The sequence below is a fragment of the Phyllobacterium sp. 21LDTY02-6 genome, assembly GCF_023554255.2.
Classification (GTDB): Bacteria; Pseudomonadota; Alphaproteobacteria; order Rhizobiales; family Rhizobiaceae; genus Phyllobacterium.
Genome location: NZ_JAMJWD020000002.1, coordinates 158,362 through 171,803 on the forward strand (window position 1 = coordinate 158,362; position 13,442 = coordinate 171,803).

Genomic DNA, 13,442 nt, shown 5'->3' on the forward strand with positions numbered 1-13,442 from the left:
GGCTCAATTCCCCGCAATGTTTACCGGACGGGACAGGTCGAAACGGTCCACGGTCAGCGGCGCGCCATCATTGAACTTCCGGAAATCGTCGATGGAAATGCGGGCCTCCGAATCGAGCACCGGCTCCATCTTGCTGGAAACGAGCAGGGTGGCGCCATTGACCTGATCCGGATTGATCTCGAAGACGAAACGCACCTTTTTCGGCAGGCCGGGCTCGACCAGGAAGGGCGGTTGCTGGTCGCCGGAGGATCCGCCCCTGTCGCTGAGGTTGAAGAGCAGCCCGGTCGGGCCCTTCCAGATCGCCGACGAGACGCCCGTCGAGCTTTCGGTGGCGCCGAGTTCCGCCGTGACGATCGCCCAGAGCCCGGATGTCGTCGCGATGCGGGTCTTGCCGAATTCGGTGACCGCCAGTTCGCGCGCGAATATCACCTCGTCCAGCGTCACCTCGAATTGCCGCGCCCGCACCTTCTCGTGCATCTTGCCATGGACCGGAATGGCGCCGGTCAACTCGCCATAGCGCGGCTTGGTCTGCTGCATGGCGAAGAGGACGCCGATCGCCACCAGCAGGACGGCGACATTGACAAGCCGGCGCATCAGCCCTGCTCCGCCGCCAGCGGCATTTCCAGCGTGCCGGCAATGTGCTTGTTCCACCAGCCGGGCGTCCCGGTCAGATTGTTGCGATATTTGAACTGGAACGCCTCGATGCCGAAGATCATGCGGTCCTTCGGCATGGCATCAGCGGGCATGAGCCAGACATAGGTCATCTTTTCCGGCATTCCGGGCTGCAGGTCGGGCATCAGCGTTTCATCGCGCATGAGGTAGACCATCGGCTGCTCGACCGCGGCAAATTCGATCGGCAGGCGCAGGGCCGTGGCATAGCCGCTGTCCGACTTGACGGAACGGTTCATGACTTCCGCCTCCAGCACCAGCGCCCGCTGGCCCTCTTTCGGCGTCGTGCTGAAGACCTTCTTGTCGGTGGACCAGAGCCGCAGCGGCTTTATGCGCCATTTTCCCGCCTCCATGGTCTCCCCGGCGGTCAGTTTGGGCAGAGTGTCCTTCGGCATGGCTTCGAAGGCGCCAAGGGCAAAGGCGACGCCGAGCGCCAGGAACGAACCTATCCCCGCTGTCAGCCAGGCCGCGGCCTTGCTGCGAAACGCCATCAGATGCGATCTCATGGCTGGCCTCCCTCCCGCCAATTGCCAATCAAAACGACTCGTGCGCGCCAAGATGCAATGGCGGGGGGGAGGATTTCAACCCCGTATCGGCATTTGACCGAGAAGCGACCTGGCTAGCGCGAGGCGACCTGCGGCAGGTAGGCATTGACGAGGCTGACCACCTGGGCGTCGCGCTGCCGGGCTGTTTCGCCGCCCATGACCACGGCGACCAGCTGGCGGCCATTGTCATTGATGGAGGTGACGATGTTGAAGCCGGATGCGCGCACATAGCCGGTCTTGATGCCGTCGGCGCCTTCGACCTGCGCCAGGACGCGATTATGGCCGCGGATCAACTTGCCGTTGAACATGAAGTCCTTCTCGCCGAAGTAGTAGTAATATTGCGGATGATGCTTGCGCAGCGAAAGCCCGAGCAGCGCCATGTCGCGCGCGGTGGTCACCTGCTGGCTGTCCGGCAGGCCCGACGCATTGCGGAAGACGGTGCTGCGCAGTCCGAGCTGCCGCGCCTTGGCCGTCATCCGCGCCGCGAACTGTTCCTCCGTGCCGCCGAGATATTCGCCCAGCGCCACCGCCACGTCATTGGCCGATTTCACCACCAACGCCTTGATCGCCGTATCGACATCGATCGACTGGCCGGGCTTGAGCCTCAGCCGGCTCGGCGGCTGCGAAGCCGCGTGGGCCGAGACGGGAATGGGCGTCGTCTTGGTGATCCGCCCCGATTCCAGCGCCTCGAACACCAGATAGAGCGTCATCATCTTGGTCAGCGAGGCCGGGATGCGCGGCAGGTCGGCACTCGATTGCTGCAGCACGGCTCCGGTGCTGCCGTCCACGACGATGGAGGCCGACTTTTCGGATACGGGAGCAAGCGTGATTGCGCCCACCGGATCGCGCGACGTCGAGCTGCAACCGCTCGCCAGGCTCAATGCGAAACAGAGGGCGAGCGCGATCTTGACGAAGGAAATGGGAAACATGGACACTCGCGGCGGCAATTGACTACGGATGGGCCGGGCGGCGCGGCGCCGCCCTTGCTGCCCGGTTGTTAGCCTATTTCTCGATCCGCGCCAAGCCATGCCTGTCCAAGCCATGCTATCCGGCGGTGCCTGTCCGGGCCGGGCCTATGCCGTCAGCATGACCTTCACGCTGCGCGAACGATCGAGCGCGGTGCGGAACGCCGCCGGCGCATCTTCCAGCCTGTATTCGCCGGTGACGAGGCGAAGAACGTCGATCCTGTTGTCGACGATCAGTTCCACCGCCTCGAAGAACTCCTCGCCGAAGCGGAACGTGCCGACGAGGTCGAGTTCCTTGGCCATGATCGCATTGGCCGGAAGCTCGATCATGCCGCCGGCAAGATTGCCGACCTGGATGACGCGCCCGCCGCGGCGGACAGTGCGGATGGCGGATGCAAGGCCGGCAGCCGTGCCGGATATCTCGAACGCCATGTCATAGGGCGTCGCCGCGGCATAGGCGGCGAGTTCGTCGGCGCCGCCGGAAATGTCGATCGTCTGGTCGGCACCGAGCTCGCGGGCGAATTTCAGCGGCGCCGCCGCGATGTCGACCATGGCGACCGACCGGGCGCCGGCATGTTTGAGCGCAAGCAGCGTCAGCAGCCCGATGGGACCGGAGCCGAAGATGATCGTCGAGGCGCCCTTGACGTGGCCGGCGCGGCGTACCGCATGGAGGCAGACGGCAAGCGGCTCCGCCAGCGCGGCCGCCTGGAACGGCAGCTCCGCCGGAACCTTGACGCATTGCGCCGCGGTCGCATCGAACAGGGCGGCGAACCCGCCCTGCATGTGCGGCGTCTTCGAGGCGGAACCCATGAAGAAAATGTTCTCGCACAGGTTCGGCCGGCCTTCATGGCAATAGGCGCAGGTGCCGCACCAGCGCGAGGGATTGACCGCCACCCTGTCGCCGACCGCAAGGCCGGAGGTGGCGGAACCGAGTTCCACCACCTCGCCGGCGACCTCGTGGCCGAGGATCAGCGGCGATTTCACCACGAAATCTCCGGTGCGGGCATGGCGGAAATAGTGCATGTCCGAGCCGCAAATGCCGCCGGCGCCGAACTTCACCCGCACCATGCCGGGCGCAAGCGGACCAAGCTCGGTTTCGACGACGCGCAGATCCTCGGCGCCGAACAGCGTTGCCGCGATGGTTTTCGCGCTCATTTCACCAGGCCCAGCTGGGTCGGCAGCCAAAGCGTGATGGCCGGGACGAACGTGATGGCGATCAGCGCGATGAAGAGCGGCACGAGCCAGGGCAGGATCGCCATGGTGGTGCGCTCGACCGAGAGTTTCGCCACGCGGGAGAGCACGAAGAGCACCATCCCCAGCGGCGGATGCAGCAGGCCGATCATCAGGTTTAGTGTCATGATCAGGCCGAAATGCACCGGATCGATGCCGAACTTGATCACCAGCGGCAGCAGGATCGGCACGAGGATGGTGATTGCGGCGATCGTGTCGAGGAAGCAGCCGACGAACAGCATCAGGAGATTGACGAGGATGAGGAAGACCCATTTGTTCTCGGTGATCGAAAGGATCGCCGTCGACAGCAGCTGCGCTGCCTGGCTGACCGTCAGGAGCCAGGCGAAGACGGAGGCGGCGGTGACGATGAACAGCACCGACGCGGTGGTCTCGATCGTATCGAAACTCGCCTTGGCGAGGCTGGAAAGCGTCATGGTGCGATAGCGCACCAGGCCGAGGAACAGCGACCAGAGCACGGCGGCGACGGCGGCTTCCGTCGGGGTGAACCAGCCCATCGTCATGCCACCGATCAGGATGACCGGCGTCATCAGCGCCATGACGGCGGAGAAGTCGAAATACCAGTCGGCGGCGAGCAGCAGCACCAGCGCGATGCCGACCGAGGCATTGATGGAAAGCCCGGTCAGGGTGAGAAGATAGATGAGGACCGGGACGCAGGCGACGACGACGATTTCAAGCGACGCCTCGAGCAATTGCTTGATCTGGAACGGCGCATCCGAACCCCAGCTGCGGCGATAGGCGAAGATGGCGACCGTCACCATCATCAGCACGGTCATGACGATGCCGGGCAGGATGCCGGCCATGAACAGCGCGCCGATCGACACATTCGCCATCATCCCATAGATGACGAAGGGCAGCGAGGGCGGGAAGATCGGCCCGAGCGTTGCCGAGGCGGCGGTGACGCCGACGGCGGCTTCCACCGGATAGCCATGGTCCTTCATCGCCTTGATCTCGATGGTGCCGATACCCGCCGCATCGGCGAGCGCGGTGCCGGACATGCCCGAGAAGATGACGGAGCCGACAATATTGACCTGCGCCAGGCCGCCCTTCATCCAGCCGACGAGGGCGACGGCGAAGGAATAGATGCGGCCGGTGACGCCGGCGGAGTTCATCAGATTGCCCGCAAGGATGAAGAACGGCACGGCGAGGAGCGGAAAGCTCTCGACGCCGGCGATCATGCGCTGTGCGACGATGATATCCGGCGCGACGCCGAAGAAGACGAGATAGAGCACCGAGGCGACCGCCATCGAAATGGCGACGGGTACGCCGACGAGCATCAGGACCAGGAATGATCCAACCAGCAACAACATGAATCAATCCCCCAGGTTCTGGAACATTTCGGGCCGCTCCAGCACGGAATAGCCCCGGCGCAGATTGGCGATGAAGACCTGTATCGAGCGCAGCAGCATCAGGATGAAGGACAAGAGCACGCCGTAGAACACGATGTTGCGCGGAAGGTCGATCGTCACCATGCGCTCGTCGGCGACGATCTCGACATAGCGCCACATCAGCCAGACGGCATAGGCGAAGAAGCCGATGCGCACGATATCGACGAAGGTCGCGAGCACCCGCGCCACCCCTGCGGGCAGGTAGTGATAGAGCACGTCGACCTGGATATGGCGCGACAGGCGGGCACACATGACGGAGCCGAGGAAGACCACGCCGACAAGGCAGTTGATGGCGATTTCCTCGGTCCAGGCATAGCTGTCATTGAGGACGTAGCGCGTGAAGAACTGCAGGAAGACGCAGGCCGTCATCAGCCAGAACACGACGAGCGTGAGCCAGTCCTCCACCGCGTAATCGGACATGCGGGCGACGGGCGCCACATCCTCGAAGGAATGCGCCAGTTCTTCCGCCGTCACTTGGGTATGGATCTCTTCTTTCGACATGCCGGTCTCCGGTGGTCAGGTCAGCTGGCGACCGGGCGGACCATGCCGCCCGGCACTGTGCGAAATGCTTGCGCGAAGACTATTTGATGGCGCGAATGGCTTCCCAATCGGACTTCTCGTAGCCGAAATCCTCGAACTTCACCTTTTCGAGAACCGTCTTCTCGAAATCGGCCTTGTCCACTTCGGTGACCGACAGGCCGCGCTCCTTGAAGCCCGCGACGAGTTCCGTTTCCTTGGCGGCGATGTTCTTCGTGGTCTTCTCGGCAGCCTGCTGCATGACTTCCTCGAAGATCTTCTTGTCCTCGTCGGAAAGGCTGGCCCAGAGCTGCTTGGAAACCACCGTATTCAGGTGATCGACGATATGGCCGGTGAGGACGATGTTCTTCTGCACCTCGAAGAACTTCTTCGCCTCGATGGTGGTCAGCGGATTTTCCTGCGCCTCGACCGTGCCGTTCTGAAGCGCGAGATAGACTTCGGCAAAGGCGATGGGGGTCGTGTTCGCGCCGCAGGCACGCGGCATTGCGAGATAGGCCGGCACGTCCGGCACGCGGATCTTCAGGCCCTGCATGTCGGAACATTTGGCGATGGGCTTGTTCGCCGTGGTATGGCGCGTGCCGTAATAGCTGACGGCCGTGATGTGGTTGCCGGTCTTTTCCTCGTAGCCTGCGGCGAGCCGCTTGAAGATATCGCTCTTCGTATAGGCGATGAGGTGATCCGGATCACGGAAGATATAGGGGAAATAGGTCACGCCGATCGGCTTGTAATCGCGGGCGGCGAAGCTCGATCCGGAAATGATGATATCGACCGTTCCGAGCCGCAGGCCCTGGTTGATATCCGCTTCCTTGCCGAGCTGCGAGGCCGGGAATACGTCGATCTTGTAGCGGCCATTGGTGCGCTTGGCGATTTCCTCGGCTGCCCAGACGGATTCCGTGTGGAACGGTTCCGACGTCTCGTAGACATGCGCCCATTTCAGCGTCGTTTGGGCATGGGCGGCCATTGCCGAAAATGCCAGCGCTGCCGCAGCGCCCAGTAAGCTTGCAAATTTGATCTTCACGTTCATTCTCCTCCCAGATTGAATTGGATCGTCTCGGTTTATGTCGGGCTGGTTCGCCCCCTCTCACTTTCCAGTTCCCCGTCGAAGCTCCTGGAAAATCTCGATTGCGATTGCTGCAGATGATGGCGCATCACCGACCGCGCCCGCGCAGGATCGCCCGCCGCGATGGCATCGCGGATGGCGCGGTGCTCCTCGAACGCCTCGCGCCACGAGGCCGGGCTTTCGAAATGGCTGGCGAGCCTGGTGAAATAGGGCGTCAGGCGCTGGTCGAACAGGTCGCCGACCACGCGGTCGAGCGCCGCATTGCCGATGATGCTGCAAATGGTGGTGTGGAACAGCCTGTCCAGCATGATGGACTGGTGCGGATCCTTGAAGGTTCGCGCCATGCGCGTCAGCACATCGTCCATTGCCGCGACATGGGCCGGCGTTATCGCCAGCGCGGCCTCCTCGACGATGGCGCATTCGATGAGCGTGCGGGCGCGCAGCAGCTCGAACGGCCCTTCCAGCTCCTCGGAGTGAAGCGAAAGCGGCCGGTCCCGCGTCTGCCGCGCGACATAGATGCCCGAGCCCATGCGGATGTGGATGAGGCCTTCGACCTCGAGAGCGATGAGCGCCTCGCGCACGGTGGGACGGGAAACGCTCAGTTCCTCGGCCAGCTCGCGCTCGCCGGGCAGTCGCTCGCCGACCGAAAATGCTCCGCCCTCGATCCTTTGCCGGATCTGGTCGGCCACTTGCCGGTAGAGCCGGCGCGGCTGGATGGCTGCAAACATGTTCCCTCCCGCGCAGTCTCCCTTCTGCGCCGACTGGTAAACTGGTCTTACCAATAGCCAACTGATACATTGATATATATGCGCGAGTCAACTCGTCGCCGCGTTGCGGGCTTTCTTGCCTCGCAGCCTTGAATTGCGGCGCTGCCGGCCGGTTGGCATCGGGCAGCTGTTACACATTGTATCAGAAAGTGATTGCCGGGTGCCGCCACGAACAGGCTAAGAGACATCCACTCGATGATCCATCGTCAAACCGGTGAGAAATGCTGTCTGAAATTCGCTTGCTCGGCACCTTTGCCTGTCTTGGTCTTGGCCTCGCTCTCGGGGCCTGCACCACGACCGATCCAAAACTGCCGCAGGCGTCCTCGCTGCCGGTACCGCAGCCCTCGCCCCGCACCGCCGAGGCAGGAGCCTCGCAGGCCGTCGCGGCGGCCGATAGCGCGCAGGCCGGAACCAGGGAACTTGCTCTCGCCCCGGCCAGCAAGCCAGCAGCGGCCTCGGCAGCCTTCAAGGCGCCGGACCCGGCCCTCGACAGCCTCATATCCAAATATTCGGTTGCCTATTCGGTACCGGAATCGCTCGTCCGCCGCGTCGTGCATCGCGAAAGCCGCTTCAATCCCGCGGCGCGCAACGGACCCTATTGGGGCCTGATGCAGATGCTGCCCGCAACCGCGCGCGGCATGGGCCACAAGGGCAGCGCCAAGGATCTGCTCGACGCGGAAACCAATCTCAAATACGGCGTCAAATATCTCGCCGGAGCCTATATGGTTGCCGACGGCAATCCGGACCAGGCGGTTCGGCTCTATTCCCGTGGCTATTATTACCAGGCCAAGCGCAAGGGCCTGCTCGAAGAGACCGGACTGAAGCCCTCGAGCACGGCAACGACAAAGCCGGCGGTCATGACGGCAGAGAGCGCACCCGCGCAGACTGTACCGGCCCAGGCGACACTGGCCCGAGCGACACAGGCCCAGGCGACACCGGCCCAGATGGCCTATGGCGCCGAGCCGGCAGCGGCATCGCCCGCCGCGGTTCCCCTGCCGACGACCCGCCCGTAACCGGCCAGCGCCGCTACTTCCACCAATGATGGAAATGGTGCACCGGCCCCCGGCCCTGCCCCACTTTGATATTCGTCGCAGCCGCCATGGCTGACGTCAGATAGTCCTTTGCGGCGCCGACAGCCTGCTCGAGCGGCTGGCCCTTGGCGAGTTCCGCGGCAATGGCCGCCGACAGCGTGCAGCCCGTTCCATGATCATTGCTGGTATCGATCCGCCTGGCGCTGAAGCGCTGGACGCCGGACGGGCGCACAAGCACATCTGTGCTGTCCTCACCCGTGCCATGGCCGCCCTTCATCAGTACGGCCTCCGGCCCCTGCGCCAGCATGAGCTCAGCCTGGCGGATCATCGCGCGCTCATCCTGCGCAATGGTTTCGCCGGTCAGCAAGGCGGCTTCGGCGAGGTTTGGCGTCAACAGCAGCGAGCGCGGCAGAAGCAGCGACCGAAGCGCCTCGATCGCGCCATCCTCCAGCAGGCGGTCGCCGGAGGTGGCGACCATGACCGGATCGAACACCACCATCCGGCACCGGTCGGACAGCGCCGACGCTATGGTCTCGATGGTCGCGACGGAGGACACCATGCCGACCTTTATCGACCGTACGGCGATATCGGCGAGCACAGCATCGATCTGGGCGCGGATGATCGAAGGCGACAGGTTTTCGACCGCATGGACGCCGAGCGTATTCTGCGCGGTGACGGCAGTCAGCACGCTGGCGCCATAGACGCCGAGGGCCGAGAAGGTTTTCAGGTCGGCCTGGATGCCGGCGCCGCCACCACTGTCGGAGCCGGCGATGGTCAGGGCGATGGCGGTCATGCGCGAACCGTCAACGCCGCATCGACCGCCTCGCGCAATTGCCGTGCTGCCGCCTCGGCATCGGGCTGGCGGAAGATGGCGGAGATGACGGCAACGCCATCGGCGCCCGCTTCGATGGCCTGCGGCGTGCGCGCAAGGCCGATCCCGGCAATGGCGCCGATCGGCAACTCTGGCTTGCCCTGGCGGATCAGCGCGGCCAGGCGGCGGAAACCGTCAAAGCCGATGGGGCTGAGATTGTGCTTGGTCGGCGTCTCGAAGAGACCGCCTATGCAGGCATAGTCGATATCGCCGTCCAGCGCCGCCCGCGCATCGTCCTCGTTCTTGACCGTGAGGCCGATGATCCTGTCCCGCCCGAGCAGACGGCGCGCATCGGCCACCAGCATGTCCTCGCGGCCAACATGGACACCTTCGACGCCGGAAGCGAGGGCGACGTCGATGCGATCATTGACGACGAGCGGCACGCCTGTTCCCCGCAGCGCCGCGTGGATGGCGCGGGCTCGCTCCACCATCTGGCGCGTCGGCGAATTCTTGTCGCGATACTGGATGATCGTCGCGCCGCCCCTGGCGGCAGCCAGCGCCAGCGCGCCGAGGTCCTTCGCAGGTCCTATGGCGTCGAAATCGACAATGGCATTGAGGCGGTAATCTACATCTGGCACTTCGGCACTCCATCGATTGGAGATCCGGACAAGTGCGAAGGCGAGGCTGAGACAGCGTGATGAATGTCCATTCCCGTTCCTACGCCGGCATGACCCGGATCAGGTTCAAGGGTCCGGCTCACCGCCATCTCAGCATCGTAGGATGCCCCCCTCGGAATGAAGCCATGATGGGGCGGCGCGCGGGCGAAGTCAATGCGCTGCCGCCTCGATCGGCCCATCTGCCGTGGCCCGATGTCAGGGCCGCACGAAGCCCTTGCTCGCGACGAGGAGATTGCGGGTATAGTCCTGGGTGACGGCCTGCTGCGCCAGCGCCCCCGCCGTCAGCCGCTCGACCTCCGCGCCGTTCTGCATCACCATCAGCCGGTCGCACATATGGGTGACGACGGCGAGATCATGGCTGACCATGACGAAGGTGAGATCCCGGTCGCGCCTGATCTGCTCCAGCAGGTTGAGGACTTCTGCCTGCACCGAGGCGTCGAGGGCCGAAGTCGGTTCGTCGAGCAGCAGGATCGAAGGTTCGAGGATCAGCGCGCGGGCAATCGCCACGCGCTGGCGCTGGCCGCCCGAAAGCTGGTGCGAATAGCGGAAGCGGAAGCTCGAGCCGAGGCCGACCTCGTCGAGCGCCCGCAGGATGCGCCGCTCCGCATCGTCGAAACCATGGATCGCCAGCGGTTCGAGCAGCAGCCGGTCCACGGTCTGGCGCGGATGCAGGGAGCCATAGGGGTCCTGGAACACCATCTGGACATCGCGGTAGAAGGCCTTGGTCCTGGTGCTGCCCAGGGGATTGCCATTGACTGTGATTGTCCCGCCGGTCACGGGAGCAAGACCTGCCACCGCGCGCAGGAGCGTCGATTTCCCCGAGCCCGATTCCCCGACCAGCCCGAAGGATTCGCCGGCATTGACGTCGAGGCTGACACCGCGCAGGGCATGGAACCCGTCATAGGTCACCTGCAGGTTTTCGATGATCAACGGCTTGGTCATGAGGCCCACTCCGGCTTTCTTTCGAGGACGGGAAGCGGATGCCTGTCGGCGCCGATCTGCGGCATGCAGTTCAACAGTCCCTGCGTATAAGGGTGCTTCGCATTGCCGAGTTCCATCGCGGCGATCTCCTCGACGATGCGGCCGGCATACATGACGATGACGCGGTCGCAGAACGACGAGACGAGACGCAGATCGTGTGAAATGAAGATCAGCCCCATGCCGCGGTCGCGCACCAGATCGTCGAGGATGCGCAGGACATCGAGCTGCACGGTTACGTCCAGCGCCGAAGTCGGCTCGTCGGCGATCAGCAGTTCCGGGCCCGTGATCAGCATCATGGCGATCATCGCCCTTTGTCCCATGCCGCCCGACACCTCGTGCGGATGCAGGTCGAAGACACGTTCCGGATCCCGGATCTGCACGGCGGCCAGCATGTCGAGCGCCCGGCGGCGTGCCTCGCCGCGGCTCACGCGCTCATGCGTCCGCAGCGTCTCCACGATCTGGCGCCCGATGCTCATCACCGGATTGAGCGAATATTTCGGGTCCTGCAGGACCATCGCGATCCTGTTGCCGCGCAGCGCCCGCCGTTCCCTTGCCGGAGCGGCCAGCATGTCGGTTCCGTCGAATTCGAGCCTGTCGGCGGATATGCGCGCATGGGGCGGCGTCAGCCCCATGATGGCGCGCCCGGTCTGCGACTTGCCGGAGCCGGATTCGCCGACGATGCCGAGCCGCTCCCGGCCGAGCGTGAAGGACACGCCGCGTACCGCATCGACCACGCCGGTGCGCGTCGGAAACTGCACCCGCAGGTTTTCGACCGTCAGCAGCGTCATTGGGTGCTCCCCCGCGGATCGAGCGCGTCGCGCAGGCCGTCGCCGAGGAGGTTGAAGCCGAGGCTGACGACGAGGATGGCGAAGCCGGGCGCTGCCGCCACCCACCATTGATCGAGGATGAAGCGGCGGCCGGACGCGATCATCGCGCCCCATTCCGGCAGAGGCGGCTGCGCGCCGAGGCCGAGAAAGCCGAGGCCGGCGGCGGTGAGGATGATGCCGGCCATGTCGAGCGTCACCCGGACGATCAGCGAAGACAGGCAGAGCGGCATGATGTGGCGCAGGACGATCCGCAGCGGCGAAGCGCCCATCAATTGCACCGCGGCGATGTAATCGGAATTGCGCACCGTCAGCGTCTCGGCGCGGGCGATGCGCGCATAGGGCGGCCACGAGGTTATGGCGATGGCGATGACGGCATTCTCGATGCCCGGTCCGAGGGCGGCGACGAAGGCCAGTGCGAGAATGAGTTTCGGGAATGCCAGGAAGATGTCGGTGATCCGCATCAGGATGGCATCGACCCAGCCACCGGCATAGCCGGACACGGTGCCGACGAGCAGGCCGATGGGCGCGGCGATGATGGCGACCAGCACGACGACGTAGAGCGTGAGCCGGGAGCCATAGATGAGGCGCGAGAGGATATCGCGGCCCTGATCGTCCGTCCCGAGCCAGTATTCGCCGCCGGGGGGCAATAGCCGTGCATTGCGCAGGTCGCCGCTGACCGGCGAATGCGGCGCGAGGTAGCCCGCGAAGATGGCGACAAGGAGAAGCGCGACGATGATGGCGAGGCCTGCAACGGCCAGCCTGTTGCTGGCAAAGCGGCTCCATACGAGATAGGCGCGGCCAAGCCTTGCCTGCAGGCGCGATTGCGGCCTGTCTGTCGTGAGCCATTCCCGGCGGGTCATGCTGCGTGGGGGAGCGTTCATCGTTTGCGCGTCCGTGGGTCGAGGGCCCGATAGAGCAGATCTGACAGGAGGTTGACTGCGATGAACACCGCGCCGATGACGATCGTGCCGCCAAGCACGGCGTTCATGTCGGCATTCTGCAGCGAATTGGTGATGTAGCTGCCGAGGCCCGGCCAGGAGAACACCGTTTCCGTCAGCACCGAACCTTCGAGCAGCCCGGCATAGGACAGGGCGATCACGGTCACGAGCGGCACGGCGGCATTGCGCAGCGCATGGGCCCAGATGATGCGCGTTTCGGACAGGCCCTTGGCGCGGGCGGTGATGACATATTCCTGCTCCAGCTCATTGAGCATGAAGGAACGCGTCATGCGGCTGATATAGGCCAGCGAGAAATAGCCGAGCAGCGATGCCGGCAGGATGATGAAGCTGAATATGTTGCGGAAAGCGTCCCAATTGTTCTGCAGGATGGCGTCGAGCAGGTAGAAGCCGGTGATCGGAGTGAACGTATATTCGTAGACGACGTCGATGCGGCCGGGGCCGGATGTCCAGCCGAGCTTGGCATAGAACAGCAGCAGTCCGAGCAGGCCGAGCCAGAAGATCGGCACCGAATAGCCGATGAGGCCGATGATGCGGACGATCTGGTCGATGAGGCTGCCGCGCTTGACGGCGGCAAGCACGCCAAGCGGGATGCCGAACACCGCGCCGATGAGCGTGCCGAAGGTGGCAAGCTCCATCGTGGCCGGAAAGACGCGGCGGATGTCGGCCATGACCGGATTGGTGGTCAGCACGGAATTGCCGAAATCGCCCTGAAGCACGCCTTTCACATAGAGGACGAACTGCTGGTAGAGCGGCAGGTTGAGCCCGAGTTCCTCCCGCACGCGCTCGACCACATGGGCCGGTGCGCGGTCGCCGACGATGGCGATGGCCGGATCGATCGGGATGACACGGCCGATGAAGAACGTGACCGCCAGCAGCCCGAGGAATGTGATCGCGCCGATGAGCAGGAAACGTCCAAGCGCCCAGGCGAAGGTCGAAGCCCAGGCGCCAGAGCGCCCGGACCCCGGATTGATATCAGG

General features: G+C 64.3%; 15 protein-coding genes and 1 riboswitch. Of the genes, 1 reads left to right on the plus strand and 14 read right to left on the minus strand.

Annotated elements, in window-relative coordinates:
* Window positions 1–3: 3 nt before the first annotated feature.
* The 8 genes from M8997_RS07245 to M8997_RS07280 all read right to left on the minus strand — a co-directional run bounded on the left by M8997_RS07245 (window position 4) and on the right by M8997_RS07280 (window position 7,140).
* Window positions 4–594, minus strand: coding sequence for a hypothetical protein (locus tag M8997_RS07245; RefSeq protein WP_250020206.1), 591 nt, complete (start codon window positions 592–594; stop codon window positions 4–6).
* Complete coding sequence (locus M8997_RS07250; RefSeq protein ID WP_250020205.1) at window positions 594–1,175, minus strand: hypothetical protein; 582 nt, start codon at window positions 1,173–1,175, stop codon at window positions 594–596. The genes M8997_RS07245 and M8997_RS07250 overlap by 1 nt, the downstream gene beginning before the upstream one ends.
* 113 nt (window positions 1,176–1,288) lie before the next feature.
* Complete coding sequence (locus M8997_RS07255; RefSeq protein WP_250020204.1) at window positions 1,289–2,143, minus strand: D-alanyl-D-alanine carboxypeptidase family protein; 855 nt, start codon at window positions 2,141–2,143, stop codon at window positions 1,289–1,291.
* 144 nt (window positions 2,144–2,287) lie between these two features.
* Window positions 2,288–3,334 (minus strand): L-idonate 5-dehydrogenase, encoded by a 1,047-nt coding sequence (locus M8997_RS07260; protein ID WP_250020203.1) that lies wholly within the window; start codon window positions 3,332–3,334, stop codon window positions 2,288–2,290.
* A complete protein-coding gene (locus tag M8997_RS07265) occupies window positions 3,331–4,737 on the minus strand; it encodes a TRAP transporter large permease (protein ID WP_250020202.1) in 1,407 nt (468 codons plus the stop codon). The genes M8997_RS07260 and M8997_RS07265 overlap by 4 nt, the downstream gene beginning before the upstream one ends.
* Before the next feature lie 3 nt (window positions 4,738–4,740).
* Window positions 4,741–5,316 (minus strand): TRAP transporter small permease, encoded by a 576-nt coding sequence (locus M8997_RS07270; RefSeq protein WP_250020201.1) that lies wholly within the window; start codon window positions 5,314–5,316, stop codon window positions 4,741–4,743.
* A 79-nt stretch (window positions 5,317–5,395) separates the two neighbouring features.
* The gene (locus tag M8997_RS07275) at window positions 5,396–6,313 is read right to left on the minus strand and encodes a sialic acid TRAP transporter substrate-binding protein SiaP (RefSeq protein WP_256473244.1); all 918 of its coding nucleotides are present in this window, start codon (window positions 6,311–6,313) and stop codon (window positions 5,396–5,398) included.
* Window positions 6,314–6,408: 95 nt separating this feature from the next.
* Window positions 6,409–7,140 (minus strand): FadR/GntR family transcriptional regulator, encoded by a 732-nt coding sequence (locus M8997_RS07280; protein ID WP_250020199.1) that lies wholly within the window; start codon window positions 7,138–7,140, stop codon window positions 6,409–6,411.
* A gap of 260 nt (window positions 7,141–7,400) precedes the next feature.
* Here M8997_RS07280 and M8997_RS07285 point away from each other — a divergent pair, with 260 nt between their 5' ends.
* Window positions 7,401–8,192: a lytic transglycosylase domain-containing protein gene (locus M8997_RS07285; RefSeq protein ID WP_250020198.1), complete on the plus strand. Its 792-nt coding sequence runs from the start codon at window positions 7,401–7,403 to the stop codon at window positions 8,190–8,192.
* 13 nt (window positions 8,193–8,205) lie between these two features.
* Here M8997_RS07285 and thiD read toward each other — a convergent pair whose 3' ends face one another.
* From thiD to M8997_RS07315, 6 genes are all read right to left on the minus strand, one after another.
* The gene (thiD, locus tag M8997_RS07290) at window positions 8,206–9,003 is read right to left on the minus strand and encodes a bifunctional hydroxymethylpyrimidine kinase/phosphomethylpyrimidine kinase (protein WP_250020197.1); all 798 of its coding nucleotides are present in this window, start codon (window positions 9,001–9,003) and stop codon (window positions 8,206–8,208) included.
* On the minus strand, window positions 9,000–9,659 hold the full coding sequence (thiE, locus tag M8997_RS07295) for a thiamine phosphate synthase (RefSeq protein ID WP_250020196.1): 660 nt from the start codon (window positions 9,657–9,659) through the stop codon (window positions 9,000–9,002). The genes thiD and thiE overlap by 4 nt, the downstream gene beginning before the upstream one ends.
* Before the next feature lie 59 nt (window positions 9,660–9,718).
* Window positions 9,719–9,821, minus strand: a riboswitch (TPP riboswitch).
* A gap of 72 nt (window positions 9,822–9,893) precedes the next feature.
* The gene (locus M8997_RS07300; protein ID WP_250020195.1) at window positions 9,894–10,640 is read right to left on the minus strand and encodes an ABC transporter ATP-binding protein; all 747 of its coding nucleotides are present in this window, start codon (window positions 10,638–10,640) and stop codon (window positions 9,894–9,896) included.
* A complete protein-coding gene (locus M8997_RS07305) occupies window positions 10,637–11,467 on the minus strand; it encodes an ABC transporter ATP-binding protein (protein ID WP_250020194.1) in 831 nt (276 codons plus the stop codon). The genes M8997_RS07300 and M8997_RS07305 overlap by 4 nt, the downstream gene beginning before the upstream one ends.
* Window positions 11,464–12,387, minus strand: coding sequence for a nickel transporter permease (gene nikC, locus M8997_RS07310; protein ID WP_250020193.1), 924 nt, complete (start codon window positions 12,385–12,387; stop codon window positions 11,464–11,466). Before nikC ends, M8997_RS07305 begins: the two co-directional genes overlap by 4 nt.
* Window positions 12,384–13,436 (minus strand): ABC transporter permease, encoded by a 1,053-nt coding sequence (locus M8997_RS07315; RefSeq protein ID WP_371929556.1) that lies wholly within the window; start codon window positions 13,434–13,436, stop codon window positions 12,384–12,386. The genes nikC and M8997_RS07315 overlap by 4 nt, the downstream gene beginning before the upstream one ends.
* Window positions 13,437–13,442: the final 6 nt, after the last annotated feature.

Excerpts from the sequence above, each read along its gene's own strand:
- M8997_RS07245 (WP_250020206.1), bottom strand. The coding sequence starts at position 594 with ATGCGCCGGCTTGTCAATGTCGCCGTCCTGCTGGTGGCGATCGGCGTC.
- M8997_RS07250 (WP_250020205.1), bottom strand. The coding sequence starts at position 1,175 with ATGAGATCGCATCTGATGGCGTTTCGCAGCAAGGCCGCGGCCTGGCTG.
- M8997_RS07255 (WP_250020204.1), bottom strand. The coding sequence starts at position 2,143 with ATGTTTCCCATTTCCTTCGTCAAGATCGCGCTCGCCCTCTGTTTCGCA.
- M8997_RS07260 (WP_250020203.1), bottom strand. The coding sequence starts at position 3,334 with ATGAGCGCGAAAACCATCGCGGCAACGCTGTTCGGCGCCGAGGATCTG.
- M8997_RS07265 (WP_250020202.1), bottom strand. The coding sequence starts at position 4,737 with ATGTTGTTGCTGGTTGGATCATTCCTGGTCCTGATGCTCGTCGGCGTA.
- M8997_RS07270 (WP_250020201.1), bottom strand. The coding sequence starts at position 5,316 with ATGTCGAAAGAAGAGATCCATACCCAAGTGACGGCGGAAGAACTGGCG.
- M8997_RS07275 (WP_256473244.1), bottom strand. The coding sequence starts at position 6,313 with ATGGCCGCCCATGCCCAAACGACGCTGAAATGGGCGCATGTCTACGAG.
- M8997_RS07280 (WP_250020199.1), bottom strand. The coding sequence starts at position 7,140 with ATGTTTGCAGCCATCCAGCCGCGCCGGCTCTACCGGCAAGTGGCCGAC.
- M8997_RS07285 (WP_250020198.1), top strand. The coding sequence starts at position 7,401 with ATGCTGTCTGAAATTCGCTTGCTCGGCACCTTTGCCTGTCTTGGTCTT.
- thiD (WP_250020197.1), bottom strand. The coding sequence starts at position 9,003 with ATGACCGCCATCGCCCTGACCATCGCCGGCTCCGACAGTGGTGGCGGC.
- M8997_RS07300 (WP_250020195.1), bottom strand. The coding sequence starts at position 10,640 with ATGACCAAGCCGTTGATCATCGAAAACCTGCAGGTGACCTATGACGGG.
- M8997_RS07305 (WP_250020194.1), bottom strand. The coding sequence starts at position 11,467 with ATGACGCTGCTGACGGTCGAAAACCTGCGGGTGCAGTTTCCGACGCGC.
- nikC (WP_250020193.1), bottom strand. The coding sequence starts at position 12,387 with ATGAACGCTCCCCCACGCAGCATGACCCGCCGGGAATGGCTCACGACA.